14 protein-coding genes and 1 tRNA gene are annotated in these 22,948 nt (G+C 68.9%); 6 read left to right on the top strand and 9 right to left on the bottom strand.

All coding sequences use genetic code 11. The features are described 5' to 3' along the window. Window positions 1-2 precede the first annotated feature (2 nt). Complete coding sequence (gene frc, locus ACQEXA_RS13665) at window positions 3-1,232, bottom strand: formyl-CoA transferase (protein WP_359402364.1); 1,230 nt, start codon at window positions 1,230-1,232, stop codon at window positions 3-5. Between the two features lie 248 nt (window positions 1,233-1,480). Here frc and sucC point away from each other — a divergent pair, with 248 nt between their 5' ends. The 4 genes from sucC (at window position 1,481) to ACQEXA_RS13645 (ending at window position 5,511) form a co-directional block, all read left to right on the top strand. Beyond that, window positions 1,481-2,611 (top strand): ADP-forming succinate--CoA ligase subunit beta, encoded by a 1,131-nt coding sequence (sucC, locus tag ACQEXA_RS13660; RefSeq protein ID WP_433130039.1) that lies wholly within the window; start codon window positions 1,481-1,483, stop codon window positions 2,609-2,611. Between the two features lie 11 nt (window positions 2,612-2,622). Beyond that, window positions 2,623-3,522 carry a succinate--CoA ligase subunit alpha gene (gene sucD, locus ACQEXA_RS13655; RefSeq protein ID WP_433130037.1) on the top strand — a complete coding sequence of 300 codons (900 nt, stop codon included), beginning with the start codon at window positions 2,623-2,625 and terminating at the stop codon, window positions 3,520-3,522. A 144-nt stretch (window positions 3,523-3,666) separates the two neighbouring features. Beyond that, on the top strand, window positions 3,667-5,208 hold the full coding sequence (locus ACQEXA_RS13650) for an aldehyde dehydrogenase family protein (RefSeq protein ID WP_432934708.1): 1,542 nt from the start codon (window positions 3,667-3,669) through the stop codon (window positions 5,206-5,208). A gap of 218 nt (window positions 5,209-5,426) precedes the next feature. After that, a tRNA-Leu gene (locus ACQEXA_RS13645) sits at window positions 5,427-5,511 on the top strand. A 248-nt stretch (window positions 5,512-5,759) separates the two neighbouring features. Here ACQEXA_RS13645 and ACQEXA_RS13640 read toward each other — a convergent pair. Both ACQEXA_RS13640 and ACQEXA_RS13635 read right to left on the bottom strand, forming a co-directional pair. Next, window positions 5,760-7,562: a hypothetical protein gene (locus ACQEXA_RS13640; RefSeq protein ID WP_433130035.1), complete on the bottom strand. Its 1,803-nt coding sequence runs from the start codon at window positions 7,560-7,562 to the stop codon at window positions 5,760-5,762. Window positions 7,563-7,657: 95 nt separating this feature from the next. Then, window positions 7,658-8,593, bottom strand: a complete 936-nt coding sequence (locus ACQEXA_RS13635; RefSeq protein WP_433130033.1) for a hypothetical protein — start codon at window positions 8,591-8,593, stop codon at window positions 7,658-7,660. Between the two features lie 90 nt (window positions 8,594-8,683). Here ACQEXA_RS13635 and ACQEXA_RS13630 point away from each other — a divergent pair, with 90 nt between their 5' ends. Further along, window positions 8,684-9,004: a helix-turn-helix domain-containing protein gene (locus ACQEXA_RS13630; protein WP_433130031.1), complete on the top strand. Its 321-nt coding sequence runs from the start codon at window positions 8,684-8,686 to the stop codon at window positions 9,002-9,004. Between the two features lie 212 nt (window positions 9,005-9,216). Here ACQEXA_RS13630 and ACQEXA_RS13625 read toward each other — a convergent pair whose 3' ends face one another. Next, window positions 9,217-9,738 (bottom strand): hypothetical protein, encoded by a 522-nt coding sequence (locus ACQEXA_RS13625; protein WP_433130029.1) that lies wholly within the window; start codon window positions 9,736-9,738, stop codon window positions 9,217-9,219. Window positions 9,739-10,016: 278 nt separating this feature from the next. On the opposite strand from ACQEXA_RS13625, the gene ACQEXA_RS13620 reads away from it, so the two are divergent. Beyond that, a complete protein-coding gene (locus tag ACQEXA_RS13620; protein ID WP_433130027.1) occupies window positions 10,017-10,784 on the top strand; it encodes an IclR family transcriptional regulator in 768 nt (255 codons plus the stop codon). 24 nt (window positions 10,785-10,808) lie between these two features. On the opposite strand, the gene ACQEXA_RS13615 is transcribed toward ACQEXA_RS13620, so the two are convergent. The 5 genes from ACQEXA_RS13615 to ACQEXA_RS13595 form a co-directional block, all read right to left on the bottom strand. Then, a complete protein-coding gene (locus tag ACQEXA_RS13615) occupies window positions 10,809-11,255 on the bottom strand; it encodes an NUDIX hydrolase (RefSeq protein ID WP_433134551.1) in 447 nt (148 codons plus the stop codon). A gap of 570 nt (window positions 11,256-11,825) precedes the next feature. Next, window positions 11,826-12,572: an HNH endonuclease gene (locus ACQEXA_RS13610; RefSeq protein WP_433130024.1), complete on the bottom strand. Its 747-nt coding sequence runs from the start codon at window positions 12,570-12,572 to the stop codon at window positions 11,826-11,828. Next, on the bottom strand, window positions 12,569-13,945 hold the full coding sequence (locus ACQEXA_RS13605) for an AAA family ATPase (protein WP_433130022.1): 1,377 nt from the start codon (window positions 13,943-13,945) through the stop codon (window positions 12,569-12,571). Before ACQEXA_RS13605 ends, ACQEXA_RS13610 begins: the two co-directional genes overlap by 4 nt. Before the next feature lie 97 nt (window positions 13,946-14,042). Further along, complete coding sequence (locus ACQEXA_RS13600; protein ID WP_433130020.1) at window positions 14,043-16,184, bottom strand: UvrD-helicase domain-containing protein; 2,142 nt, start codon at window positions 16,182-16,184, stop codon at window positions 14,043-14,045. Next, window positions 16,184-22,942: a DEAD/DEAH box helicase gene (locus ACQEXA_RS13595; RefSeq protein WP_433130018.1), complete on the bottom strand. Its 6,759-nt coding sequence runs from the start codon at window positions 22,940-22,942 to the stop codon at window positions 16,184-16,186. The genes ACQEXA_RS13600 and ACQEXA_RS13595 overlap by 1 nt, the downstream gene beginning before the upstream one ends. Window positions 22,943-22,948: the final 6 nt, after the last annotated feature.

Raw genomic sequence — 22,948 nt, 5'->3', positions numbered from 1 at the left:
CGTCAGATCACTCCGTTCGACTTGAGCAGGCGCAACTCCTCGTCCCCGAGGCCGAGTTCGCCGATGTAGATCTCCTCGTTGTGCTCGCCGAGCAGCGGCGAGCCGGTCACCTCGACCGGGGAGTCGGAGAGCTTGAGCGGGCTGCCGACGGTCACGAACTCGCCGCGCTCCGGGTGCGGTACGCGCACCACCATCTCGTTGGCGGCCAGTGACTCGTCCTCGATGATCTCCTTGGTGGACAGGATCGGCCCGCACGGGATGTTGTGGGCGTTGAGTCGCTCGAGGACCTCCCACTTGGGAAGCGTGGAGGACCACTCCTCGATCATCTGGAACATCTTGGCGAGCTTCGGCAGCCTGGACCGGGGCGTCGCCCACTCGGGGTCGTCCGCGAGTTCGGGCCGGCCGATGAGCTGGGTGATCGGCTTCCAGCCGACGGGCTGGACGATGACGTACACGTAGTCGTTCGGGCCGCCCGGTGCGCACTTGACCGCCCAGCCGGGCTGGCCGCCGCCGGACGCGTTGCCCGAGCGGGGGACTTCGTCGCCGAAGTCCTCGTTGGGGTATTCGGCGAGCCGCCCGTGTGCCAGGCGTTGCTGATCGCGCAGCTTCACCCGGCACAGGTTGAGTACGGCGTGCTGCATGGCCACGTTGACCCGCTGCCCGCGCCCGGTGTTCTCCCGCTGGAACAGCGCCGCGAGAATCCCCGCCACGGCGTGCACTCCCGTGCCCGAGTCCCCGATCTGGGCCCCGGTCGCGAGTGGTGGCCCGTCCTCGAAGCCGGTGGTCGACATCGACCCGCCCATGGCCTGCGCGACGACCTCGTACGCCTTGAAGTTGGTGTACGGGCCGTCGCCGAACCCCTTGATGGAGGCATAGACGATACGCGGATTGATCTCCTGGATGCGGTCCCAGGTGAAGCCCATGCGGTCGATGGCGCCCGGTCCGAAGTTCTCGACCATGACGTCGGAGCGGCGGATCAGCTCGGTGAGGAGCTCCTTGCCGCGTTCGGTCTTGGTGTTGAGCGTGATGCTCCGCTTGTTGCAGTTGAGCATCGTGAAGTAAAGGGAGTCGACGTCCGGGAGGTCGCGCAGCTGCCCACGCGTGATGTCCCCGGTCGGCGCCTCCAGTTTGACGACATCGGCACCGAGCCAGGCGAGCAGCTGGGTTGCGGAAGGACCGGACTGCACATGGGTCATGTCCAGGACGCGGATGCCGTCGAGGGCTTTGGTCATGACAGCGCTCCTCACTCGTACGTGGTCTGGTTCGCCCTTGCGGGGCCGTGCGCGTCCGGGTGTGCCCGGACGTCAAGCAATGAGGGCTTCCCAGGAGGTCGGGACGCCCTCGGGTACATTGCATACAGTCGACGAATACTGTATGAAGCTTGTTTATCCCGCATCCAGTGAGTGGTGTCCAGGGGGCGTGCGGCACTTTTCAGTCGTCGGAGGCCGGCCTCTCGGCGACATCGCAGACAGGAGCCGAGATGGACCTGTACGAACATCAGGCAAGAGAGCTGTTCGAGGAACACGGCATCGTGGTGCCGAGGGCCGAGGTCACCGACTCGCCCAAGGAGGCCCGTGACATCGCCCGCAGGCTCGGCGGCCAGGTCGTCGTCAAGGCACAGGTGAAGACGGGCGGCCGCGGCAAGGCGGGCGGCGTCAAGCTTGCCGCCGACCCGGCGGCCGCCGAACTGACGGCGCGCCAGATCCTGGGCATGGACATCAAAGGGCACACGGTCGGCAAGGTGATGCTCGCCGAACCCGTCGCCATCGAGCGCGAGTTCTACGTGAGTTATGTGCTCGACCGCGCCGCGGGCCGCTTCCTCGCCATTGCCTCGGCCGAGGGAGGCATGGAGATCGAGGAGGTCGCCGCGAGCCGTCCGGAAGCGGTGGCGCGCGTACACATCGACCCGGCCGAGGGCGTCACCTCCTCGAAGGCGGGCGAGATCGCGGCGGCGGCCGGCCTGCCGGCCCGGACCGTCGACGTGCTCGTACGGCTGTGGCAGGTGCTCGTCCGCGAGGACGCCGTACTCGTCGAGGTCAACCCGCTCGTGCAGACGCGGCAGGGCCACATCCTCGCCCTGGACGGCAAGGTCACCCTCGACGACAACGCCCGTTTCCGGCAGACCCGCTGGGGCGCCGAGGACGCGGAGCACGACGACCCGCTCGAGGCACGGGCCGCCGCCAAGGGCCTCAACTACGTCAAGCTGGACGGCGAGGTCGGCATCATCGGCAACGGCGCAGGCCTCGTCATGTCGACGCTCGACGTGGTCGCGGGCTGCGGCGCCCGACCCGCCAACTTCCTCGACATCGGCGGTGGGGCCTCCGCCCGCGTCATGGCCGACGGCCTGTCGGTCATCCTCTCCGACCCGGCCGTCAAGTCGGTCTTCGTCAATGTCTTCGGCGGCATCACCGCCTGCGACGCGGTCGCCGACGGCATCGTGCAGGCGCTGGACTCCGTCCGGCTCACCAAGCCGCTGGTCGTCCGCCTGGACGGCAACAACGCGGCGCGGGGACGCGCGATCCTCGACGGCCGCGCGCATCCCCTGATCGAGCAGGCCACCACCATGGACGGCGCCGCGCGCCGGGCCGCCCAACTCGCAGGCGCCGTCTGAAGGAGCACGCCATGGCCATCCACCTCACCAAGGAGAGCAAGGTCCTCGTCCAGGGCATGACCGGTGGCGAGGGCATGAAGCACACCCGCCGCATGCTCGCGGCCGGTACGGACGTCGTCGGCGGCGTCAACCCGCGCAAGGCAGGCCGCACCGTCGACTTCGACGACCGTACGGTCCCCGTCTTCGGCTCGGTGCGCGAGGGCAAGGAGGCGACCGGCGCCGACGTCACCGTCGTCTTCGTGCCACCCGCCTTCGCCAAGGCCGCGGTGATGGAAGCCGCCGAGGCGGGCATCGGCCTCGCCGTCGTCATCACGGAGGGCATCCCGGTCCACGACTCGGTCGCCTTCATCTCGTACGCCAAGGCGAAGGGCACCCGGATCATCGGCCCGAACTGCCCGGGCCTGATCACCCCCGGCCAGTCGAACGCCGGCATCATCCCCTCCGACATCACCAAGCCGGGCCACATCGGCCTGGTGTCGAAGTCCGGCACGCTCACGTACCAGCTCATGTACGAGCTGCGGGACATCGGCTTCTCCACCTGTGTCGGCATCGGCGGCGACCCCGTCGTCGGCACCACCCACATCGACTGCCTGGCCGCCTTCGAGGCCGACCCCGACACCGAACTGATCGTGATGATCGGCGAGATCGGCGGCGACGCGGAGGAACGGGCGGCCGACTACATCCGCGAGCACGTCACCAAGCCCGTCGTCGGCTATATCGCGGGCTTCACCGCACCCGAAGGGAAGACCATGGGCCACGCCGGCGCCATCGTCTCCGGCTCCTCCGGCACCGCACAGGCGAAGAAAGCGGCGCTGGAGGGGGTAGGGGTAACGGTGGGCGGAACGCCGACCGAGACGGCGCGCCTGGTGCTCGCTCAGCTGGAAGCGAGGCGTGACGTCACTCATAGTTGACGTGAGGTCACTTACAGGTGCTTCGGCGCCTCGCTAGCGTCCCTGTACGACGTCCGCGTACGGCCAACGCGATCACACGATCACGTACGTGGACGGGCCATGCACCCCCCGCCCCCGACTGTGCACCGAGAGCGGAGCTATCCGATGGCACCCACCCTCACCCTCAAGTCCGGAACGTCCTGGACCGACGCCTGGCAGCGCTGCCTGACCGTCGCTCCCGAGGCCTTCCGGGACGACCGTGTCCTCAACCTCTGGAACTCGTCCTGGCAGCTGGACGGCCGGGCACTGCCCGCCACCAGCCCGGTGGACGGCAGCCCCATCGCGGGCCCACCGCGCCTGGACCGGGCGGCCGCCCGGCGCGCCGTGCAGGCCTCGCTCGACCAGCACCGCGCCTGGCGCCACGTGCCCCTGCCCGAACGCCGGGCCCGCGTCGCCGCGACCCTGGACGCGCTCACCGAGCACCGCGAACTGCTCGCCCTGCTCCTCGTCTGGGAGATCGGCAAGCCCTGGCGGCTCGCCCAGGCCGACGTGGACCGGGCGATCGACGGCGTGCGCTGGTACGTCGACGGAATCGAACCGATGATCGGTGACCGGGTCCCGCTGGACGGCCCGGTCTCGAACATCGCGAGCTGGAACTACCCCATGAGCGTCCTGGTCCACGCCATGCTGGTCCAGGCCCTGGCAGGCAACGCGGTCATCGCCAAGACCCCGACCGACGGCGGTCTCGCCTGCCTCACCCTGGCCTGCGCGCTCGCCGCACGCGAGGGCATACCGGTCACCCTCGTCAGCGGCAGCGGCGGCGAGCTGTCGGAGTCACTCGTACGGGCGCCCGAGATCGGCTGCGTCTCGTTCGTCGGCGGCCGCGACACGGGCGCCGCGGTGGCCACGGCCGTCGCCGACCTCGGCAAGCGGCACATCCTCGAACAAGAGGGCCTGAACACCTGGGGCATCTGGAACTACACGGACTGGGAGTCGCTGACGGCGGTCATCCCGAAGCTCTTCGACTACGGCAAGCAGCGCTGCACCGCATATCCGCGCTACGTCGTCCAGCGCGAGCTGTTCGACGAGTTCCTGGCGGCGTACCTGCCGGCGGTCCGCACCCTCAAGGTGGGCCACCCGCTGGCGGTGGAGAAGCAGGACGACCCCTACCCGGCCCTGGACTTCGGCCCGCTGATCAACGCGGCCAAGGCGAAGGAGCTGACCGACCAGGTCACCGAGGCGATCGACCGCGGCGCGATCCCGCTGCACCGCGGCAACGCGGAAGACGCGCGCTTCCTGCCCGGCCAGGACACATCGGCGTACGTCCACCCGGTGACGCTCCTGAACCCGCCCCCGTCCTCTCCGCTCCACCACGCGGAACCGTTCGGCCCGGTCGACACGATCGTCCTGGTCGACACGGAGGCGGAGCTGCTGGCGGCGATGAACGCGTCCAACGGCGCGCTGGTCGCCACGCTGTCCACGGACGACAGGACGACGTACGACCGCCTGGCCCCGCAGATCCGCGCCTTCAAGGTCGGCCACGGCAAGCCGCGCTCCCGCGGCGACCGCGACGAACTGTTCGGCGGCTTCGGCGCATCCTGGCGCGGCGCGTTCGTGGGCGGCGACCTGCTGGTCCGCGCGGTGACCCAGGGCCCGGAGGGGGAGCGGCTGCCGGGCAACTTCCCGGAGTACCAGCTGATGCCATGACGCCCGGCCGGGCGGTGCGCACGCGATGTGGGCACCGCCCGGCTGTACCCCTGCTGACCAGGCCTTTCACGCGGTGGTGTAGGGGCTCGCTCACCGAAGGTGAGAGGGCGCTCGAACGCCCCCGGGCCAGGAATATGCAGGTGAATGCCACTCCGAAACCTTGGTATTGTTGTCCCTGTCGCCGCGGGGAAGACCTCCGGCCAGGCGGCAGACACCTAGTCCGGGTGGCGGAATGGCAGACGCGCTAGCTTGAGGTGCTAGTGCCCTTTATCGGGCGTGGGGGTTCAAGTCCCCCCTCGGACACTCGCTATGGGACGTTCACGAGATCGTCCTGAAGCGTTCACGAATTACCGGCCGAGTCATGTTACTCGCCGGTATTTCGTCGTTCCTGGGGCCTTCGAGCCTCGTGATCGGCCCGGTGAGGGGGTGGGGCGGTGGCGGTCCAGGTACTGCGCCTCTCACCTGCGGAAACAGGACATGCCTGCGCGACGGCTGATAGCCGTGGCGCAGGCATGCAGGGTTTTCAGGGGGCGGAGCGCGGCGGAGGTGTGTCACTCGCGTGGCGGAGGCTCGACCTGCTCGGTCGGAAGCCGTCGCGCTGGGGGTGGATCGGAGGGCTCGCCGAGTGGGGTTGCGGCGCTCTGCGAGCTGGCTTTGCGGGGCAGGATGCCCTGGTCGCGGAGGAACCGTCGGATGGCTCTGAGGTTCGCCACAAAGATGATGACGGCATTGAGCAGGGTTTGTGCGACCCGTCCGTGCGGCAGGCGGAGCTGGGGATTGTCGATGCTGTCGAGGGCGGACTTCTTGAGGTTGCCGTTGCCACCCTCGTTCTGACTGCGCAGTCCGGACCAGGCTTCCTGCCACAGAGGGGTGAACAGGGCGTATTTCTGCCGCCACTTGGCCAACACGGTGCCTGGGACGGTGATGCTCTTCCCCCTGCAGATGTCGGGGTAGACGCGGCTGTCCCGCTTGGGCCTGGGGATAGTGGGCAGGGCTGCCGGAGCACGGACAGTGGGGGCGTCGAGGTCGACGACGGTGGACGGGCGTGGCTGGGGCCGGCGGTAGCAGGTGACCGTGGCGTGCGACCCGAGGGCGGGGCACTGCCGACGCTGGTCCCCTGCGGGCCCGTACTCCTTGACCTTGGTCTGGTAGTCCTTCCGGGACTGGATCAAGTTGAGTGCATGGGCGCGATCCTCGTCCGTGCGGCTGTCGATGTATGTGGCGCCCGCAGTGATGAGCGGGGTGGGCATCAGCGGGCAGTAGAACTCGCCGCCGACCAGCTGCATGCCTCGGAACTCTCCCTGCAGGTCGACCTTGTCGTCGTTGTAGTGCTTCACCGCGTTGAGGCCGAGTTTGAGCAGCTGCAGATGCAGGTTGTGAGGCTTGGCCTGGGTGATGCCCCGGTCGGCGCAGAACAGGTCTTTGACCAGGCCTCGTTCGAAGGCCGGCTGGATGGCGCGCAGGGCGGCCGGGCCGGGTTCGGTGCCCGGGGTGTGAAGGATCATGCCGAGGCAGACCGCCGGGTAGGCGCCAGCGAGGTCACCATGGCCATGGCCCGGGAACGCGGCCATCATCGCGTAGCGGAACTCCCTCTTCTCCGGCGCTTTGGCCTTCTTCTCCTGTGCCGACTTGGCCTTGCGAGTCGCTGGCTTGTTCGCCGTGCCGCGCCGGGTGCCAGTGTTCGTGGAGGACGCAGCTTTGCCGCTGGCCCCCGACTTCTTCTGCGTTCCTCCCTTCACGTACATCCCGGCGGTGATCTCAAGCGAGGCCCGGTCCTGGTGGTAGTCCGGCTCTTTGCCCCAGACCGGAACCGGAGTGTCGTCGACCGCGATGTGGCCAGGCCACCGAGCGAAGTCGCCACGCTGGTAGGAAGCCATCACCGGAGCGAGAATCAGATCCTGGGCCATGGCCTCCAGATTGCGCACGGTGTCTTGGTTGGCGTGGGCATTCCACTTCCGCCGGATCTTCTTGGCCTCGCTGAGCGACAGCCGCTTGCGGCGGTCGTGTGGTGCCGGGTCGAGGCGCCGGGTCATCGAGGCCCAGGACCGGTAGACGCGCTTCGACGTCGCGTACTGGTGGTGCGCGACGCGGTCGATCTCTTCTCGGGTTGCGCCCTCGGGGATGTGCAGGTCGACGTCGGGGACGTCAAGGAGGGCTTTGGACCCTGGAGACAGTGCGAAGAAGAGTGTCTCCCACGCGTCGTCGATGTTCGCGCTCTTGCCCATGTACTGCGACAGGATCAGGCCGATCAGCACTGTCCGGAACGGGAAGCCCTTCGGACCTGGCCGGTGCTCGTTGGAGGGAAGACGTTCCAGTGCTCCGCTGTGGCGCACGAGGTCGAAGACCTGGCTCACAACGCGGTCGCTGAGGGTACGGCCGGGGGCCTGTGGTGCAGGGCGTAGGGCGAGGCCAGTACGCCGGCAGGGTTTGTCCTCCGGATTCTTCCTGCTCATGCCGCCGCCCCCCGCAACAGATCGGATGCCTCCGCTTCGGGCACGTCGTGGAGGAAGACGAGGTAGCGCGAGAGGCTGTGCAGGGTCCCGAGTCCCGACGCTTTGAGGATCACCTTCAGCGGAATACCTGCATTCAGCAGATCGACGAGCCAGGTCGTACGCAGCCGCTGGGTCTGCAGCACTGCACCGTCACAACGGCCGATGATCCGCGGGTACTTGGCCAGCCAGTCCGATGCGATGTGCTTGCTGGTGCGGTCCTGCCAGTCCGGCCGGAAGGCGTACGCGTCTGCCGCGATGTGGGCGGCTTCCGCCAGCAGCAGTTCCTCGTAGGCGTACCGGCAGACGACAGTGCGCGGACGGCGCCCGTGCACCTTGACCAGTGCCCGGCCGGTGGGGCCCGCGAGGATATCCCGCCCCTGAACGTACACAAGATCCTCAACGGCGAGTCCGCAGCCGACGCCGAGACAGAACAGCAGGCAGGCGTTGCGCCGCTGGGCTGGCGTGGGCAGGCTCTGCGCCCAGATCAGCCAGTGGGCGACTTCCGCCGGCGGGTAGGGGGCTACCGGGGTCGCGGTGGCCTTCAGCCGGATCGGCGCATGCTGTCCGAGCTGGTCCAGCAGGAGCGCTTCGGAGGCCCGGCGCAGCTGGCTGCTGCAGGTTCGGCGGCTGTTGGCGGCCATGTCGCGGCAGCCGACGAGGATGAACCGTTCGACGGTGCACTGGTCAAGGATCACCGAGGGTTCGAGCGGGAGGCCCTGGGCCTCGACCCAGGCGACCAGCCGTGTGAGCGGCGTCATGATCACGTCTGGGCCGTAGGGTCCCGCTGCGACGGCCAGGAATCCCAGCGAGCGGACGACCGGCGCGATGCGGCGCCACTGGGCGGGCGGCACCGTCTCCGCCTTCGGTGCGTAGGCCAGCAGGCGATTCGACACAGAAACCTCCAGGCGCAAGGTCCATGACAGGTGGCCGGTTAACCGGCCACTGGCGTCAGTGTCGATCACGATCTGAAGGAACGCATCTTTATGACCGGAGGCCGAGCGCGCACGGCGCCGCCATGGAGCTACGCCGTCGATCCGGAGAAGTGGCCGGATGCCCGGATCGCTGGGGAGCCCGCCGCGGCGGTGGTCCAGACGATTGCCCGCCGCCTCGCCGCCGCCCTGCGTGAGAGGCCGGAGCTCTCGCTGCGCGCGCTGGCCGCCCAGAGCGACGTCGGCAGACAGACCATCGGTGATCTGCTGGCAGGCGCCACCTGGCCCGATGTCCTGACGGTCTGCCGACTGGAGCGCGCCCTGGGCCTCGCGCTCTGGCCCGGATCGAATGCGACCCAATGTGCTCATGACTGATCCCCAATTGCCTATTTGAGGTCAGTCGTGCACGCTCAAGCGCGGAATGGCGCAGACGCCCTATAGCGCCACCGGTGGGAGCGCTAAAGTGAGCGTGCGCGACGGACCAGAACCGTGGTAGGAGAAGGGTCTGTTCGCGTGTCTAGGCGGCCTCCCTCGATCGTTAATCGAGGGAGGCCTGCTTGTTGGGTTGAGGGCCGTTCTCGGATGGATCAAGCAGCCCGGGATGACAGCACAGCCCGGAACATTCCCGGTGCTACGTTTTCCACCTCACCAAGTAGCTTCATACGGTTGAGGGTTTTTCCTACGGATGAGCGGACCGCCGCGTCCGCCCCTGGGCGCACCGCCGCCGCGATATCGGTGATGGACATTGCCTCTTGAGCGGCGCACAGGAGTGTGAGGATCGCATCGCGCATGCTTCCGTTGCGCGGTGGCCCCAGGGCCCGAGTGCCAATGCCCGGGCGCGCATCTTCGGACGAAGGATCCTCGTCGGCGACAGAAACTTCAGACGGACCCCCCGGGGAAGGCTGGGCGGTTTCCGCGCCCTCGCCAGTGTCCGGCGGCTCTTCGCGGACATCGGCGGCTTCGCTGCCCTGGCACATCATCGCGTACACAGCTTCCAACGTGGCCAACTCGCCGCGCAGTGAAGTGATCAGCTCCTTCACGGCATGCCGGGCCTGGCCGATGTAGACACCCTTGTCTGACGCAGGTGCGCTGGTCCGGTATCCCGCCATAGCGAACTCCTAAGGAAGGCCGCTGCCAGTGTAGGGACGGCACACTGTGGCACGCACGCAGTTCCTGTGAGGCGCTATCAAACGGTCAGCAGTGCGCTCAAGCACGGCAAGTCCGGTCGGGGTTATCGCAGGACTCGAACCGTCTTGGCGCAAAGTTGGCTCGTCGGGTTCGTGCGATGCCGCTCCGGAACTGTGAGACGTGCCACCACAGAATTCTGACGTGTGGATTCTGTCGAAGGTCCCGGTCTCCGGGAACGTTTGAGCGTTACGGTTCCTTCATGGTGGATGGCAAGCATCTGTCGGCGACAGAGGCCTTGGGTTCGGCGACGAAGGCCCTGGATGTTCTAGTCCTGGCGTATGACCGGGGGGAAATCGGTGTTACCGAAACCGCCCGGGAGCTCGGTATCTCACGTTCCACCGCACACCGCATCCTGGTCACCCTGCAACGCACGGGTTTCCTGCGTCACGATCCTGGCCAGCACGGATACTCAGCGGGGCCACAGCTCGTACGCATGGGACTGGCCGCGATCGCCCAATTTGACGTCCGACGACAAGCCCGCAGACCCCTGGAAGAGCTTTCCGAGAAGCTGCAGGAGACGGTGTGCCTCTACTCCCTGGATGCGGCCGTCGTCCGACTGCTCGACGGAGTCGAGTGCCGGCATGTCCTGCGCGTCAGTGTTCCGCTCGGACAGGAGTTCCCCGCCCACGTCACAGCGGCGGGCAAGGCCCTGCTCGCGCTGCGCGACCCGGCAGATGTACGCGCGACACTCCCGGCCGCACTCCCTGCCACGGCGGCAGGAAGCATCACCGAGTGGCCGCTGCTTGAGGTGGAGTTGGAGGAAGTCAGAGTCCGGGGATGGGCGGCAGACCTCGAGGAAAGTGCACACGACCTGCACGGCGTAGGCGTGGCCATCCGCAACCGTATCGGGGAACCACTCGCCGCGATCTCCGTGTACGCACCCGCCGTACGTTTGCGTGAACAGGACATGCCAGCGGTTGCCACGGCCCTGCAGGAGACCGCCACCACGATCGCCAGGGGGGAGTGACAGCGGGTGCCGAGGTGCCGGGACTCAAGGCCCCAACGTGATCCGCCCGTCCGGGATCCACCCCTCCAGGTATCCCGCCAACAGCACATCCACATCCGGCAGATCACACCGTGTACACAACTCCTGCCACTGCTCAGGCCCCGCCCAGCGTGTCGCTCCCCTCCAGGACAGATGCTCTGGCGGATCACCAGACGCAGCGAGACGAAAGATGAACACGTGCGCCTCTCGACGGGTCCGGCCTACGGCCACAGGCACCTGAGCCCAGCGGCATCCTTCAACAGTGCCCCCGCGCACCGGCATCGCGCCGACCGCATCGCGGAGTACGCGCAATGCCGCCTCACGGTAGGTTTCTGTGGCTCGGACGGATCCTGAAGGGAGCACCCATCGGGGAACAGCTCCAGACAGGTCGTCTGTCACCAGGGCAAGCCGCCCGTCCGAGCTCAGCACCGCGAGGAACACCACCCGCAGCATCCTGGGAGGCGGCACGGCAGGGCGCCCCGAACTCTCGGCGGCGTCCAGAAAAGCAGGCACGGTCCGATCCTGACATGCGGCCGCTTAACCGGCCAGTTCTGACCCGCGCCGACGGGGGTTTGATCGCGGAGATCGAGTCGGCAAACTTGGTCGACTTGGGGGCTCTGGCATGCGCATCACCAACGGGATGGTTCCGGTTGGGAGAGGTAGCCTGAACCGGGAGTCGCGGATAGCCCAGCCCTGCTCATGCAGCGCTCTCCCCGTGAGCGCCCCGAGCCCGTTTTCCGTATTCTGCCGCGGGACGCCACATGCTTCCATCGAACAGATCAGCCAGTGATCTGACTCGGGAGATGTGCTTGTCGAGGTTCCGAATCTGGGTTGAGTAGGCACCGGGCAGGAGCGAACGAATGGTCTCGAGTTCCGCAAGAGCTTTCGGCGGCCCGAACACTGGAGATGAAGATGATCGCGGCTCCGACGGTCGATAGGTCGTCCCCCTCCGCGCGGGGAGCGCGGCCGGTTGTGATCGGGCTTCCTTGTCGCCGTGCGAGAAGGTGCTTGTGCTGGGCTGACTCAGCAGGTGCCCAGCAGCCCAGTGCGGATTACTGGGTCGCGCAGTAGAGCAAGGGTTTCGGACTCGTCCGCGAAGATGTCTTCGGCTCCTGGGACGAGAGCCTGATGGAACATAGCGAGTACGACGTCTGCGGTTGGCTGTTCCCATACGACGCTCGCCCAATCCGCCGCATCTTCCATGTCCCCCTTCTCGAAGGCATTGAGCCATCGGTCCAGCAAGGGAGGAGTGGCTCGGTAAGCGCGACGACGTCCTCGGACAAGAATGCTCCGGTTGAGACCGAAGACCTTGATCGTTGCCTCACCTCGGTCTGTGAGATGGACGTATTCGCCGGCTGCGAGTGAGAGGTGCAGATGCGGTGCGGGATCATCGCTGCTCGGATCGATGAGCAAGGGGGACCCGTCCTTTGCCAACGGAAAGAGGTCGCGCTTTAAGTGGCTGTTGCACAGGGAGCACGCCAGGAGGTGGTTATGCCAGTCGAACGTTCGCAGCGGATTGATGCGCACGGGCTCGAAGTGATCGATGTCCGTGCCCTGGTTGTCTCCGCAGTACATGCAGCGTTCGAGCCCTGGTGCCATCTTCGCCAGGGTGCTTCTCAGTACGGGGTGTATCTGCCGGCGGACTGTCGTGTTCTTCCATAACTGCTTGGCCCGCTGTTTCGGGACAGAAGCCTGGCTGATGTCACCGGTGTGGCCAGCCATTAATGTCAGCGCCGCCCGCGGGAGTGGTGCTCGCTTGATTCGGATCATGAATCGCGCCGAGGCTGACGGGAGTGAAGCCGGGTCGTGATTTCGTCGACGCGAGTAGCTGGGGAACTGGCCAACTTGCGCTTTAGGTGGCGGTACTGGGTCTTTTCCTCTTCGCTGGCCCGCCCTCGCACGACGTCCAGTTCCAGCGCGAGGAGCTCCTCCCTCTTCTGTTCGGCTTGGTCCGAGTAGGGAGTGTCGAGCCCGAACAGGTCCGAGAGTACGGCGTCGTCACCGCTACCGAAGATGATTCGGTCGTAGAGGTGCTCGGGCACGACCTCCACAGGGCTCTCCTCGTCCGGGCCCGGTAGTCGGATCAGGCCTCCTGGGTCCGCAGCCTGGCAGACGTAGGGGCTGTGCGTGGTGACGATGAACTGGATGTTCGGGAAGTGCGCCTTCAGCCAGCCGCCGATGCGCTTCTGCCAGGAGACGTGCAGATGAGCGTCGATCTCGTCGATGATGACGACGCCGGGACTCGGAACGTTCGGTGTTCCGTCCGTCGTTTCGAGGACGAGTTGGCCGTAGGCGTCGTGGATCTGCTTGAGGATGTCCACGACGAGGGCCGCTACCGTTCGGTAACCGTCGCTCATCTCCCGCAGCGGGAAACGGTGGTTCCGGTTGACCACCCACAGACCCTCGGAATCGACGTTGTCGATCCGGTAGTCGTCGGGGAGCAGGTCGTCACCCAGGATGGCCAGGGCAGCCGCTTTGAGGTCCCGGGCACCGTCCTTGTCCTCGAATGCGCGCAGGTGCTGCTCGATGAGCCAACTCACGCCTTCCGCCAGCGACGCATCCTCATGGAAGAGGCTCGTCAGCCGGGCGACCGCGCCTGAGCTGGACATCAGCCGCTGGATGTCGCTCGAGCCCCCGGCGAGCCTGCGGAAGGGCCCGTACCCGGCGCAGAACCATCCCACCGGGTTGTCCGCCCAAGGGCCGCGCTGGGCGACGGGGCGTTCCTTCTGGTAGCCGATGGCGTTCAGCGCCGGCTGTCCGGCCCTGCTGGAACCCGGCTTGCCGGAGAGAGACGTCTGCTCCGCCGCGGTCCAGCGCAGCCCTGCCCAGATCGGCCGGACCGGACGGCGCCCCGTGGTGAACTGGTCGTGCTCCGGGTCATGGACCAGGCACACTTCGGCCTTCGCCACCGTCTCGTCCCGGGAGACCCAGGTGTCGAACCCGGGGACGAGGCTGCGGGCCACGGCAGGGCCGCTGATCGTCAGGGCGACCGCGCGCAGCAGGGTCGTCTTACCCGAGCCGTTGCGGCCTGCCAGGACCGTCCAGCCGGCATATGAGCCGTCGGGCCTGGTCAGGTCGAGGTCGACATTGCGTGCACCGTGGAACGACCTGATGTTCCGTAGGCGAAGGTTCTTCAGGTACATGTCTCGTCCGCCCGGATCCCGTTCTGAGGTGAGAGCCGGACGACGGCCGGCTCCGTGGTGACTCTAACGCGGCGGTGTTGTGCCGAGTCACCGCAGGTCAGTGGCTTCCCTCCAGGAACGGACTGCGCGGTCCCGCCCAGGTGATGGCGAGCTGTTCACGGGCCCTGGTGGCGGCGACGAACAGCAGCGACCGCTCGCGCTGCAGGTCACGTTCGTACTGGAGACGGTCCTCGGAGACGGGGGTGACGGCGCCAGGTTGCGGCACGTGGTCCGCGCCCACTCCGATGATCGCGACGGCCCGGTACTCCAGGCCCTTGATCCGATGCATCGTCATGACGTGCACCCCGGAACCGATCGCCGGTGTCTGCCGCGGCTTCACCTTGACGGCCTTGATCCCCGCGCTGTGCAACGCCTCCACCGCCGCGTCGACGAGCTTGTTGGTCCGGGCGGTGACAACGATCTCCTCCTCCTTCAGGCCTTCGCCCAGCCACTCCTCGACCCGTCCGGCCAAGCCCGTGAGTTCGGCGGCCGTGGAGGGGTACTCGATCAGCTCGGGCTTCGCTCCGCCGAGGACGGACCGGTAGCCGCCCAGGTCCTCGCTGGCGTCGTCGAGGTCGTCGAAGTCCGCGTCGCCCAGCAGTCTCAGGGAGGTTCCGAGGATCTGACGGGTCGTGCGGTAGTTGAGGGTCAGTCGCCTGGAGCGTCTGCCCCGCACGTTGATGCCGTGGGCGCTCAGCGACGTCCGGTTGTCGTAGATCCGCTGGTGGGCGTCACCGACGATGAACAGGTCGTCCTCGCCGACCGGGACGAGCGCGCGCAGCAGCTTCCAGTGGGCGGCGTGCAGGTCCTGGGCCTCGTCCACCACGATGTGCCGGTAGGGGCGCGTCTCGTCGCTCCAGCCGGAGGCGATCCGCGCGGCCTGTGCGGCCAGTTGGGTGACACCGACTTCACCCGCGGCGTCCAGCCGGTGCTCGAAGGCCTCGATCAGCCCCCACACCTGTGCCCGTTCCGGGCGGTTGAGGCGCCGGCCACGACCGGCCCGGCTGGCGGCGAGGTACTCGTCACGGCTGCGCACGTCCTGGGCGAGCACGACCTGTTTCCATTCGGTCTCCAGGAAACGCGCGTCCCAGCGGTGCGGCTGCTGTTCGTCGGCCAGTTCCTCCCAGCGCTTGCGGATCTCGTCGTCGCCGAGGGACTTGGGGGTCTTCGTGCCGAAGGTCTCCTTGGCGATGCCGTAGGCGACCTTGTCGATGTTGCGGACGTCCACCTTCGCGGTGAGCTGGGTGCCGCCGAGGTCCTCCAGCAGCGAGCGCAGGAGTTCGGCGAGGGTGGTGGTGTAGGTGGTGAGCAGGATCGCCTGGCCGGGCGGCAGCCGTTCCGCCAGGGCCTTGACCCGGTGCAGAGCGACGACGGTCTTGCCCGTACCGGGGCCGCCGGTGACCCGCACCGATCCCTTGTTGGGGGTCTTGCGCTCGGCCAGTGCGCGCTGGGCGGGGTGCAGGAAGATCCGCCAGGCCGACAGCGGCTCGGACATGATCCGCCCGAACTCGGCGACATCGCCGGTGACGACGAACGACTCCTTGGTCGCGGGGCGCTCGTTGGCGGCCTCGTAGTCGTCCGGGTCGACGGTGTCGCTGGTCGCGGCGACGGAGCTGACCTGCTCCCAGACGGCCTCGACGCTCATACCGTCGGCGAGGCAGAGGATCACGTCCCGGGCGAGCTTGGGCAGGTGCTCCACGAAGCCGAGTATCGCGTCGATGCTGCGGATCTCGCGCAGCGCCGGTACGACGGACGGGTGCACGCCCAGCCGGTCGAAGTCGGCGTCGGAGACATCCGCGAAGACGGAGGGTTCCGCGGTGGCGGCGGTCTGGGCGGGCTGCCCGCTCAGGGTGCCGTGCAGGCTCGCGAGGTTGATCAGCTCGACGCCGCCGGTGACCTTGTTGATGTCGAAGATGATGTGCGACGCGAGGGTGTAGGCGTCGTCGTGCGGCAGCACCGCGACCAGGTAGTAGATCCGGTCGGCGTAGTGCATCAGCACCGCACGGAAGTTGTCGTTGATCCTGGCCGTGCGTACCCGCTTGTCCTCGGCGCCCTTCGGCGGCTTGAGGTTCAGTCCGTTGGCGTCCGGGTCACGCTGCATCTTCATGATGAACTGCAGGACCTGCGCCTGGACCGACCCGTCCAGCTTGTCGTAGTACTTGCCGAAGACGTCCGCCATGACGACCTGGGCCTTGGACATCACACATTCTCCAAACGCTCGGCCAACTCGGCCACATCAACTGTCCCGGCATGTACGACGTGCCAGCCGGCCTCCGCGAAGGCGGCGTCACGGTGCTCGTCCACGTCGATGAACACCGCCACTCTCGCGTCCGGCCAGGCGAGTTCCGCCTGCTGCGCCACCCGGTCGTCAAGTTCGAAGCCGACCTCCGGGGCACCGAAGTGACGGGTACGGGCCTCCTTGCACAGGGCGAACAGCAGTTCCTCGGCCTCCGTGGAGGCCCACTCGACGGCCTCCGCCCAAGGCTCCGGCAGTTGCTCGGGCAGGCCGGTGGCGGTGGGCAGCGCGCCCGTGAGCAGCGCGACCGCGTGCGGGTCGACCCGCCCGGCCGTGGACATCGCGATCTGGTGGAACGACCGCGGCAGCGCCGCACCCCGGTCGCCTGCCAGCAGCTGCAGCAGATTCGACCACCGCAGCCAGTCCGCCCAACGCGCCCGGTGGTCCGGCTCGGCGACGGCTTCGTCGCGGTCGTCCAGCACGGTGAAGGCCGACCAGGCGGACATCCCGGGCTGCCCGGTCACCGGCTCGGGCCGCCGGTCGAGGAGCCCGATGATGCGCAGGCCGCCCAGGGTGCGGACGTCCATCGCGATGGCGTCAGCGGCCGCCGGGGCGCCGGGCACCGGGAGGGTCCCACCCGCCAGCACGTCCGGCAGCCGCTCGCCCACCGCCCGCCGGTCGATCGGTTGCCGCGCCGCGCCACCTCCCGCGAAACCACTGATCAGCGCGGCCGCCCGACGAGACCACCGCTCCGCGTCTGGATCGGCGAGCATCGCGAGCAGCGTCTCGACCGGGTTGCGCAGCACCGGATCCAGCGTGTCGTCGGGGCGTGGACCGCCCGTCAGCATCTGGTGGATCTGCCGGGCCGTCCGCAGAGCTCCTTCGCCGAGCAGCGGTTCGGCGGGGGTGCGCACCTCTCGGTCGTCCGCGGTGCCCTCCACCGCCGCCTTCCAGGCCATGACGTCAGCGTGCGTGAACTGCCAGACCTGCATGCCCTCGGCCCGCAGCGCCTCCCGCTTGGCGGCGTCGTCGGCGATCCGGTTGATGCCGGTGCTGGCGTGGAAGGCGTAGCCGTCGAGGAAGACCGCGATGCGCGTCGACGGCCCGTCGATCCGGGTCAGCAGATAGTCCGGTTCACTGGGCGCGGACGTCAGCTGCCGCACATGGTCCTGGAAGAGCCATCGAGTGCCGCTGCCGTCCGGGCGAGTGAAGCGCAGCTCGTACTCCATGCCGCGTTCCCCGGCACGGGGCGTCACCGAGCCGGACTCCGGGCGGCGGCTGCCCCAGTCCACGAGAGTGCGGACGAACTGCTTCTCCAGCTCGCTCTCGGCGAGTTGATCGATGCGCACCCCGGACAGGGTGTCGACCTGCTCCGTGTCCCAGCCCGTGAGGATCTCGTCCAGGAGCTCCCTGGCGACCCGCAGCGACGCGAAGGGGTGTTCGTTGCTGCTGACATGCGGCAGCAGGCAGCGGTGGCAGGGGGTGCGCAGGTTCTCCTTGCCGCAGGGACAGTCCCGCAGGGCGGTCTGGGCCAGGGTGAGCACCCGGTGCAGTACGGTCGCGTCGGCGAGGTGCTCCAGGTAGCCGGTGCCGCCGGGCATGGAGTCGTGCAGCACCAGGAAGCGACGGCGCAGTTCCCGGGTGCCGCCCGGCATGGTCGCGGGTACGACGCGCAGGTGGTCGGGAGCGCCGCCGAAGTGCTTGGTTATGCCCAGCAGCAGCGCGGCCTTGAACGACACCAGCCGGGTCTGCAGTTCCATCGTGGAGACGGGCAGCAGGATCCGCAGTGCCTGCGTGGTCAGCTCGTGCGCGAGGACGAGTCGCTGCATCGACGCCGTCTCGGCGTCGATCCCGTCGTCCTTGTGGCCGCACCAGTACGCGTGCCGGGTACCGATCCGCTGGGCGGCCCGGTCCCATGCCTGGGGGTGCACGCCGCGTACGGCCCCGCACTCCAGGCAGGTATCGAAGCCGGGCACCTGGACGTCGTCGCCGGCGATCTGGTGCTCGGGACCCGCGGCGGCGGCCGGGCCGAGGTTGAGGGTGCGGATGGTCGCCACCCGGGCGAACTCCACACCGAACGGCAGCTCTCCCACCCGCTTCCAGGCGCGCAGTCCCTGGGGCTGATCCGGGTCGATGTCCACCAGCGTGACGTCGTTGAACCGGCGCCGCTCCCGCTCGTCACGCTCGTCGGTGAGCCGTGCGTCCTCGCGCCGCTCGCGGGCGGTGACCCGTTCGGGCACGAGCACGGTGTGGAGCGCGCCGGGATCGGCGATCTGCGGCGTCAGGCAGCGCGGGCAGGCTGTGAGGTCCAGGCCGGCCTCGGCGGTGGCGACGTAGCCGCACTCGGGGCACAGCCGCCACTTGGCGTAGGCGGTGTCGCCCTCGCCGGCGCCGAGATCCAGGCCGTTGACGATGTACTTGTAGCCGTCGGTGTGGAAGGTGTTGCCGGGCGCGAGTTCCAGCAGGCCCATGCGTGAGCCCCGCCCGTACTCGGTCAACTGGTCCTGGAACTCGCCGTCGGCGTCCTTCCACCACAGCGTCGCGTCCAGCAGCGTGGCGTCGTCGTGGAGGGTGTAGTTGGGCAGCAGGCCCAGGCGGACCATGGCGTTGATCGAGTTCTCGCCGACCAGGGCGTCCCTGCGCCGGTTGACCGACCTGCGCTCGGCGTAGAGCTGGCGGCGCTGCTCGTCGCGTTCGCGGTCCCCGGAGGCGGTGGACAGGGCGTCGAAGGCCCGGCCGATCTGCCGGGACCGGGAGCGCAATGCCTCCAGGCGTTTGCGCCACGCGGTGGCGGCCTGGCCGACGGTCTGCTCCAACTCCAGCTGCGCGAACTGCCGCAGGCCCTGCTCGGCCTCGGCCGACATGCCGGGGAAGAGCTGGACGAAGGAGGACGCGAGTTCGGCGTGGCGGGCGTGGGCGACGTCCAGGAAGCGGCGGAACCAGCCGTCCTCGGCGAGCCCTCGGGTGAAGAGGGCGCCTATGCGGTGCGGCATGGGCTCCTCGGGCATCATCGTCCCCCGCCACAGGCTGCGGTCGGCGGCCCGGTCCAGCAGGTACGCCAGGTACTGGCGGCGCAGGATCTCGGAGGCGTCGAGGTAGCAGTCCGGCGGGATGATCCGGCCCGCGAGCATCTGCTCGGGTGCGTGCAGGTAGTACTGGTTGCGGGCGCCGCGCGGTACGAAGGTCACGGTGAGCGAGTTGCCGGTGCTGCGGCCGGCACGGCCGATGCGTTGCGCGTAGTTGGCGGGCGCGGGCGGCAGGGACGCGAGCAGCACGGCGGACAGGTCGCCGATGTCGATGCCGAGTTCGAGGGTGGGCGTACAGGTCAGTACGTTCGGGTCGAAGGGCGAGGGGCGGTTCTTGAAGGCCTGCTCGACCTCCTCGCGGCGGGCCCGGCTGAGTGCGCCCGTGTGCTCGGCGGTGAGGACGTCACCGGGCCGGTCGACCGTGTAGAGACGGCGGTAGTAGTCGTCGCTGTAGTCGCGGTCGTCGGTGGTGAAGGTGCCGCCGCACTGGAAGCGCAGGCAGGGTGTGCCGAGCCAGTCCTCGCGCCGGCCGGGCGGGACGGTCTGCCGCCAGGTGCAGCTGTCGCAGCGGACGCCGTGGTCGTTGACACCCGTTCCGTCGGCCCCTGCCCCGTCTGCCCCACTGCCGTCGTCGGGAGACGACGGATCGGTGGCGAGGCTGTGCACCATGATGGTGCGTGGCCTGAGAGCGAAGACGGTCGAGCCGCCCTCGGCCGGGTAGGTCGCCAGTACCTCGCGCTGCGCGAGCAGCTTCATGGCCTGTTCGGCGAGGGCGCGGGCCTCGCGTCGCTCGCAGCCGAGGGTGCGATGCCCCCAGTCGGCGAACCAGGTGTTGTCGCGGGCCAGCGAGTCGAACTCGGACGTGCCGAGGCGCCCGAGGACCGGGAAGGTCGGTGCGGCCAGGCCGCGCGGAAACGCGGGCATGCCCGTGGGCCGCCCGCCCCAGATCGGCCAGCGCCGGGCGCCGGCCTGGGCGATGTACTCCTTCAGCCAGGGGTGGAACAGCGCCCCGCGCAGCCGCATGCGCTCCAGCAGGCCGCGCAGGTAGACGACGTAGTCGGCGTCGTCGGTGGGAAGGGTGATCTGCCCCGGGAGGCGCTGGTGGGCTTCCCGCAGCAGAGCCGCGACGGCGACGGCGTCGGGGAGGTGCACCTCGGCGGCGGCGGTCCGGGTCAGTTCGAGGGTACGGCCCAGGCGTGAGCGCAGCCCGAACTCCAGCAGCGTCTGGAAGACCATGCGGTCCTGCAGCATGTACGCGCCCGCGTCACTGAACCCGTCGCCGCTGAGGAGCGTCCGGATCTCCGGGTTGTCGCGAAGGTCGGGCGGCACGATCGAGGCGAGCTTGCTCATCTCGCCCTTCTCCGCCGCCGTCACCACGGCTTCGGCGGCGTCGGTGGCCAGATCGTGTACGGCGACGGGGGCGCCCGGCTTGAGCTGCTCGGCGAGCAGTCCGCGGAAGGTGAACCCGAAGCTGCGGTTGGCGATGAACGCGGCCCGGTGGGTGGCGTCCTGGACGGAGTCGGTGAAGACCAGCAGCTTGCGCTCGTCGTCGCTCAGGCCGCGGTCGGAGAACAGCTGGGTGGTGGTGACGGAGGCGAGGGTGGCGGTGCCCGCACCGAGGAAGCGCATGCCGTCGGTCAGGTCGCAGGAGGGACACTTGTCGCCCGCGTTGGCGGGGATGGGCCCGGCAACGGTGATGACGGGCACGGTGTCGTTGCTCGGCACCGTACGTAGTTCGGCTTCCTCCGCGTGCAGGAAGACAGCGGTGTGCTCGCCCGGCCTGGCGCGGATCATCCAGCGGACGGCCCGGTTGCCCTGGGCGGAGGCCCGGTAGATCTCCAGCGGCTTGGTCTTGAGCTGCTGCCACTCCAGATCCGTGGAGAGCGCCGCCCAGCCGGAGCGCCCGCAGTGACGGCAGTACACGGCGGGGAGGTGGGCGCGGTAGGCAGGGCCGACGGGGCGGACGAACGGGACGGGGCTGTCCGGGGTGAGGGCGGCGGCGCCGTCGCCGGGGGCATACGGGTCTGTGTCGGCGTCGGCGGTGCTGTCCACCTCGGCGGAGGGGTAGACGGCGAGGTTGGCCGGGTTGGGCCGGGTGTCCCCGGTGGGGCCGTCGTCGTCGAACCAGCGGAAGTGGGGCGTCGGCGTCGCGGCGCGGATCACGCGGCGCACCTCACGGACCCAGAGCTGGGCCTCGACGCGGAGGAAGGGGATGGTGCGGTCGGCGATCGGGTCGTAGGCGCGGGCGGTCGAGACCAGCGCGAGGAGCCGTGCGAGGCCGGTCGCGACCAGGTCGATGTCGGTGCGGGCCGCCTCGTCCCAGGCCGCGCCGCCGCCGCGCTTCGCGAACTCGCGGGCGATCTCGGGGACGGTGACGGGAGTGTCGCCCGCGACGTCGAGGAGGGCGCGGATGAGGTTGTGCTGGCGGAGCTTCTCGCCGAGTTGGATCGGGTCGGCGAAGTCCCTGCCGAGGACGAGTTCGGCGAGTCGGTGGAGAGCGGACGGGTCGTCGAGGGGGTCGGGGACGGCGGCGAGGCCGGCCGGGGAGGGCACGGGGAGGAGGAAGTCGGGCTCGGCGACGAACTCGCCCGGCGACTGGCGGTCCTCGCCGATGAGGGCGGCGTCCGGGAAGGGGGTGCCGAAGACCTTCTCGGCGAATTCGAGGAGGAGTTCGCGGTCGGACTTCTGGGGGCCGTCGGGGGTGGGGGCTGCTTCGGCGGAGGGGGTGGCGCTGGTGCTTGCGGTGCGGCCGACGGCGCCGGTTCCATTGGTTCCGCCCGCTCCGCCGGTTCCGCCGCCGAGGGTGGCGGAGGTGGCGACGGGGGTGATCGTGCCGAGGGGGCGGCCCGGCTCGGCCTTGCCCGTGGCCGCGCCCAGGCGGCGCAGCAGCATCGCCACATCGGTGCCCTGGGCGCCGTCGTAGGTGTGGAACTCGTCCAGGACGACGTACGTCAGCCCGCCGTCCTGCCAGAGCGGAACGTCGGGGATGCGCTGGAGGAGGAGGTCCAGCATCTTGTAGTTGGTGAGCAGCAGGTCCGGCGGGTTGGCGCGGATGGCCTCGCGGTCGGTGATCAGGCGGCTGTCCGGGGACAGTTGCGCGGGGGTGATGGTGCTCGCGCCGGACTCGCGGGCGTAGGAGCCGGGAGCGTTCTCGTCCTCGTCGTCCGGGGGGCGGTTGCCGGAGGCGCCGCCGATGTAGATGCCGGCGGTGACGGAGGAGAGGGCGGCGTTCTTGGCGAGAAAGTCGTCGATACGGCGGGCCTGGTCGTCGGCCAACGCGTTCATCGGGTAGAGGAGCAGCGCCTTGACGCCCTTGACCCCGGCAGCACGGGCGCGGGCGCAGTGGTCCAGGATCGGGACGAGGAACGACTCGGTCTTTCCCGAGCCGGTGCCCGTGGTGACGATCGTCGGCTCGGGGGCGTGCCCCGACTTGCTGGACAGCCGCTGCCAGGCGGTCGCCTGGTGGGTGTAGGGGCGGAGGCTGGGCGACCAGTCAAGAGCCTTCTCCCAGCCGGGGGGCGCGTACCGGAAGGGCGTACGGACACGGAGGTACGGGCCCCGGAAGAGCCGACTCTCCGGCCGCTCAAGGAATGCCTCGAGCTCCTCGCGGACGTCATCGTCGGCGAGCGCGAAGCTCGTCGTCAGGTACGCGGCGAGGGCACGGCGCAGATCCTCGGCGGCCAGGGAGGGAAGCATGGCTGG

It is taken from the genome of Streptomyces sp. CA-106110, assembly GCF_050936285.1.
In the GTDB taxonomy this organism is placed as follows: Bacteria; Actinomycetota; Actinomycetes; order Streptomycetales; family Streptomycetaceae; genus Streptomyces.
The sequence above is the reverse complement of the archived record's forward strand: the minus strand, read 5'-3'. Positions and strand labels throughout refer to the sequence as shown.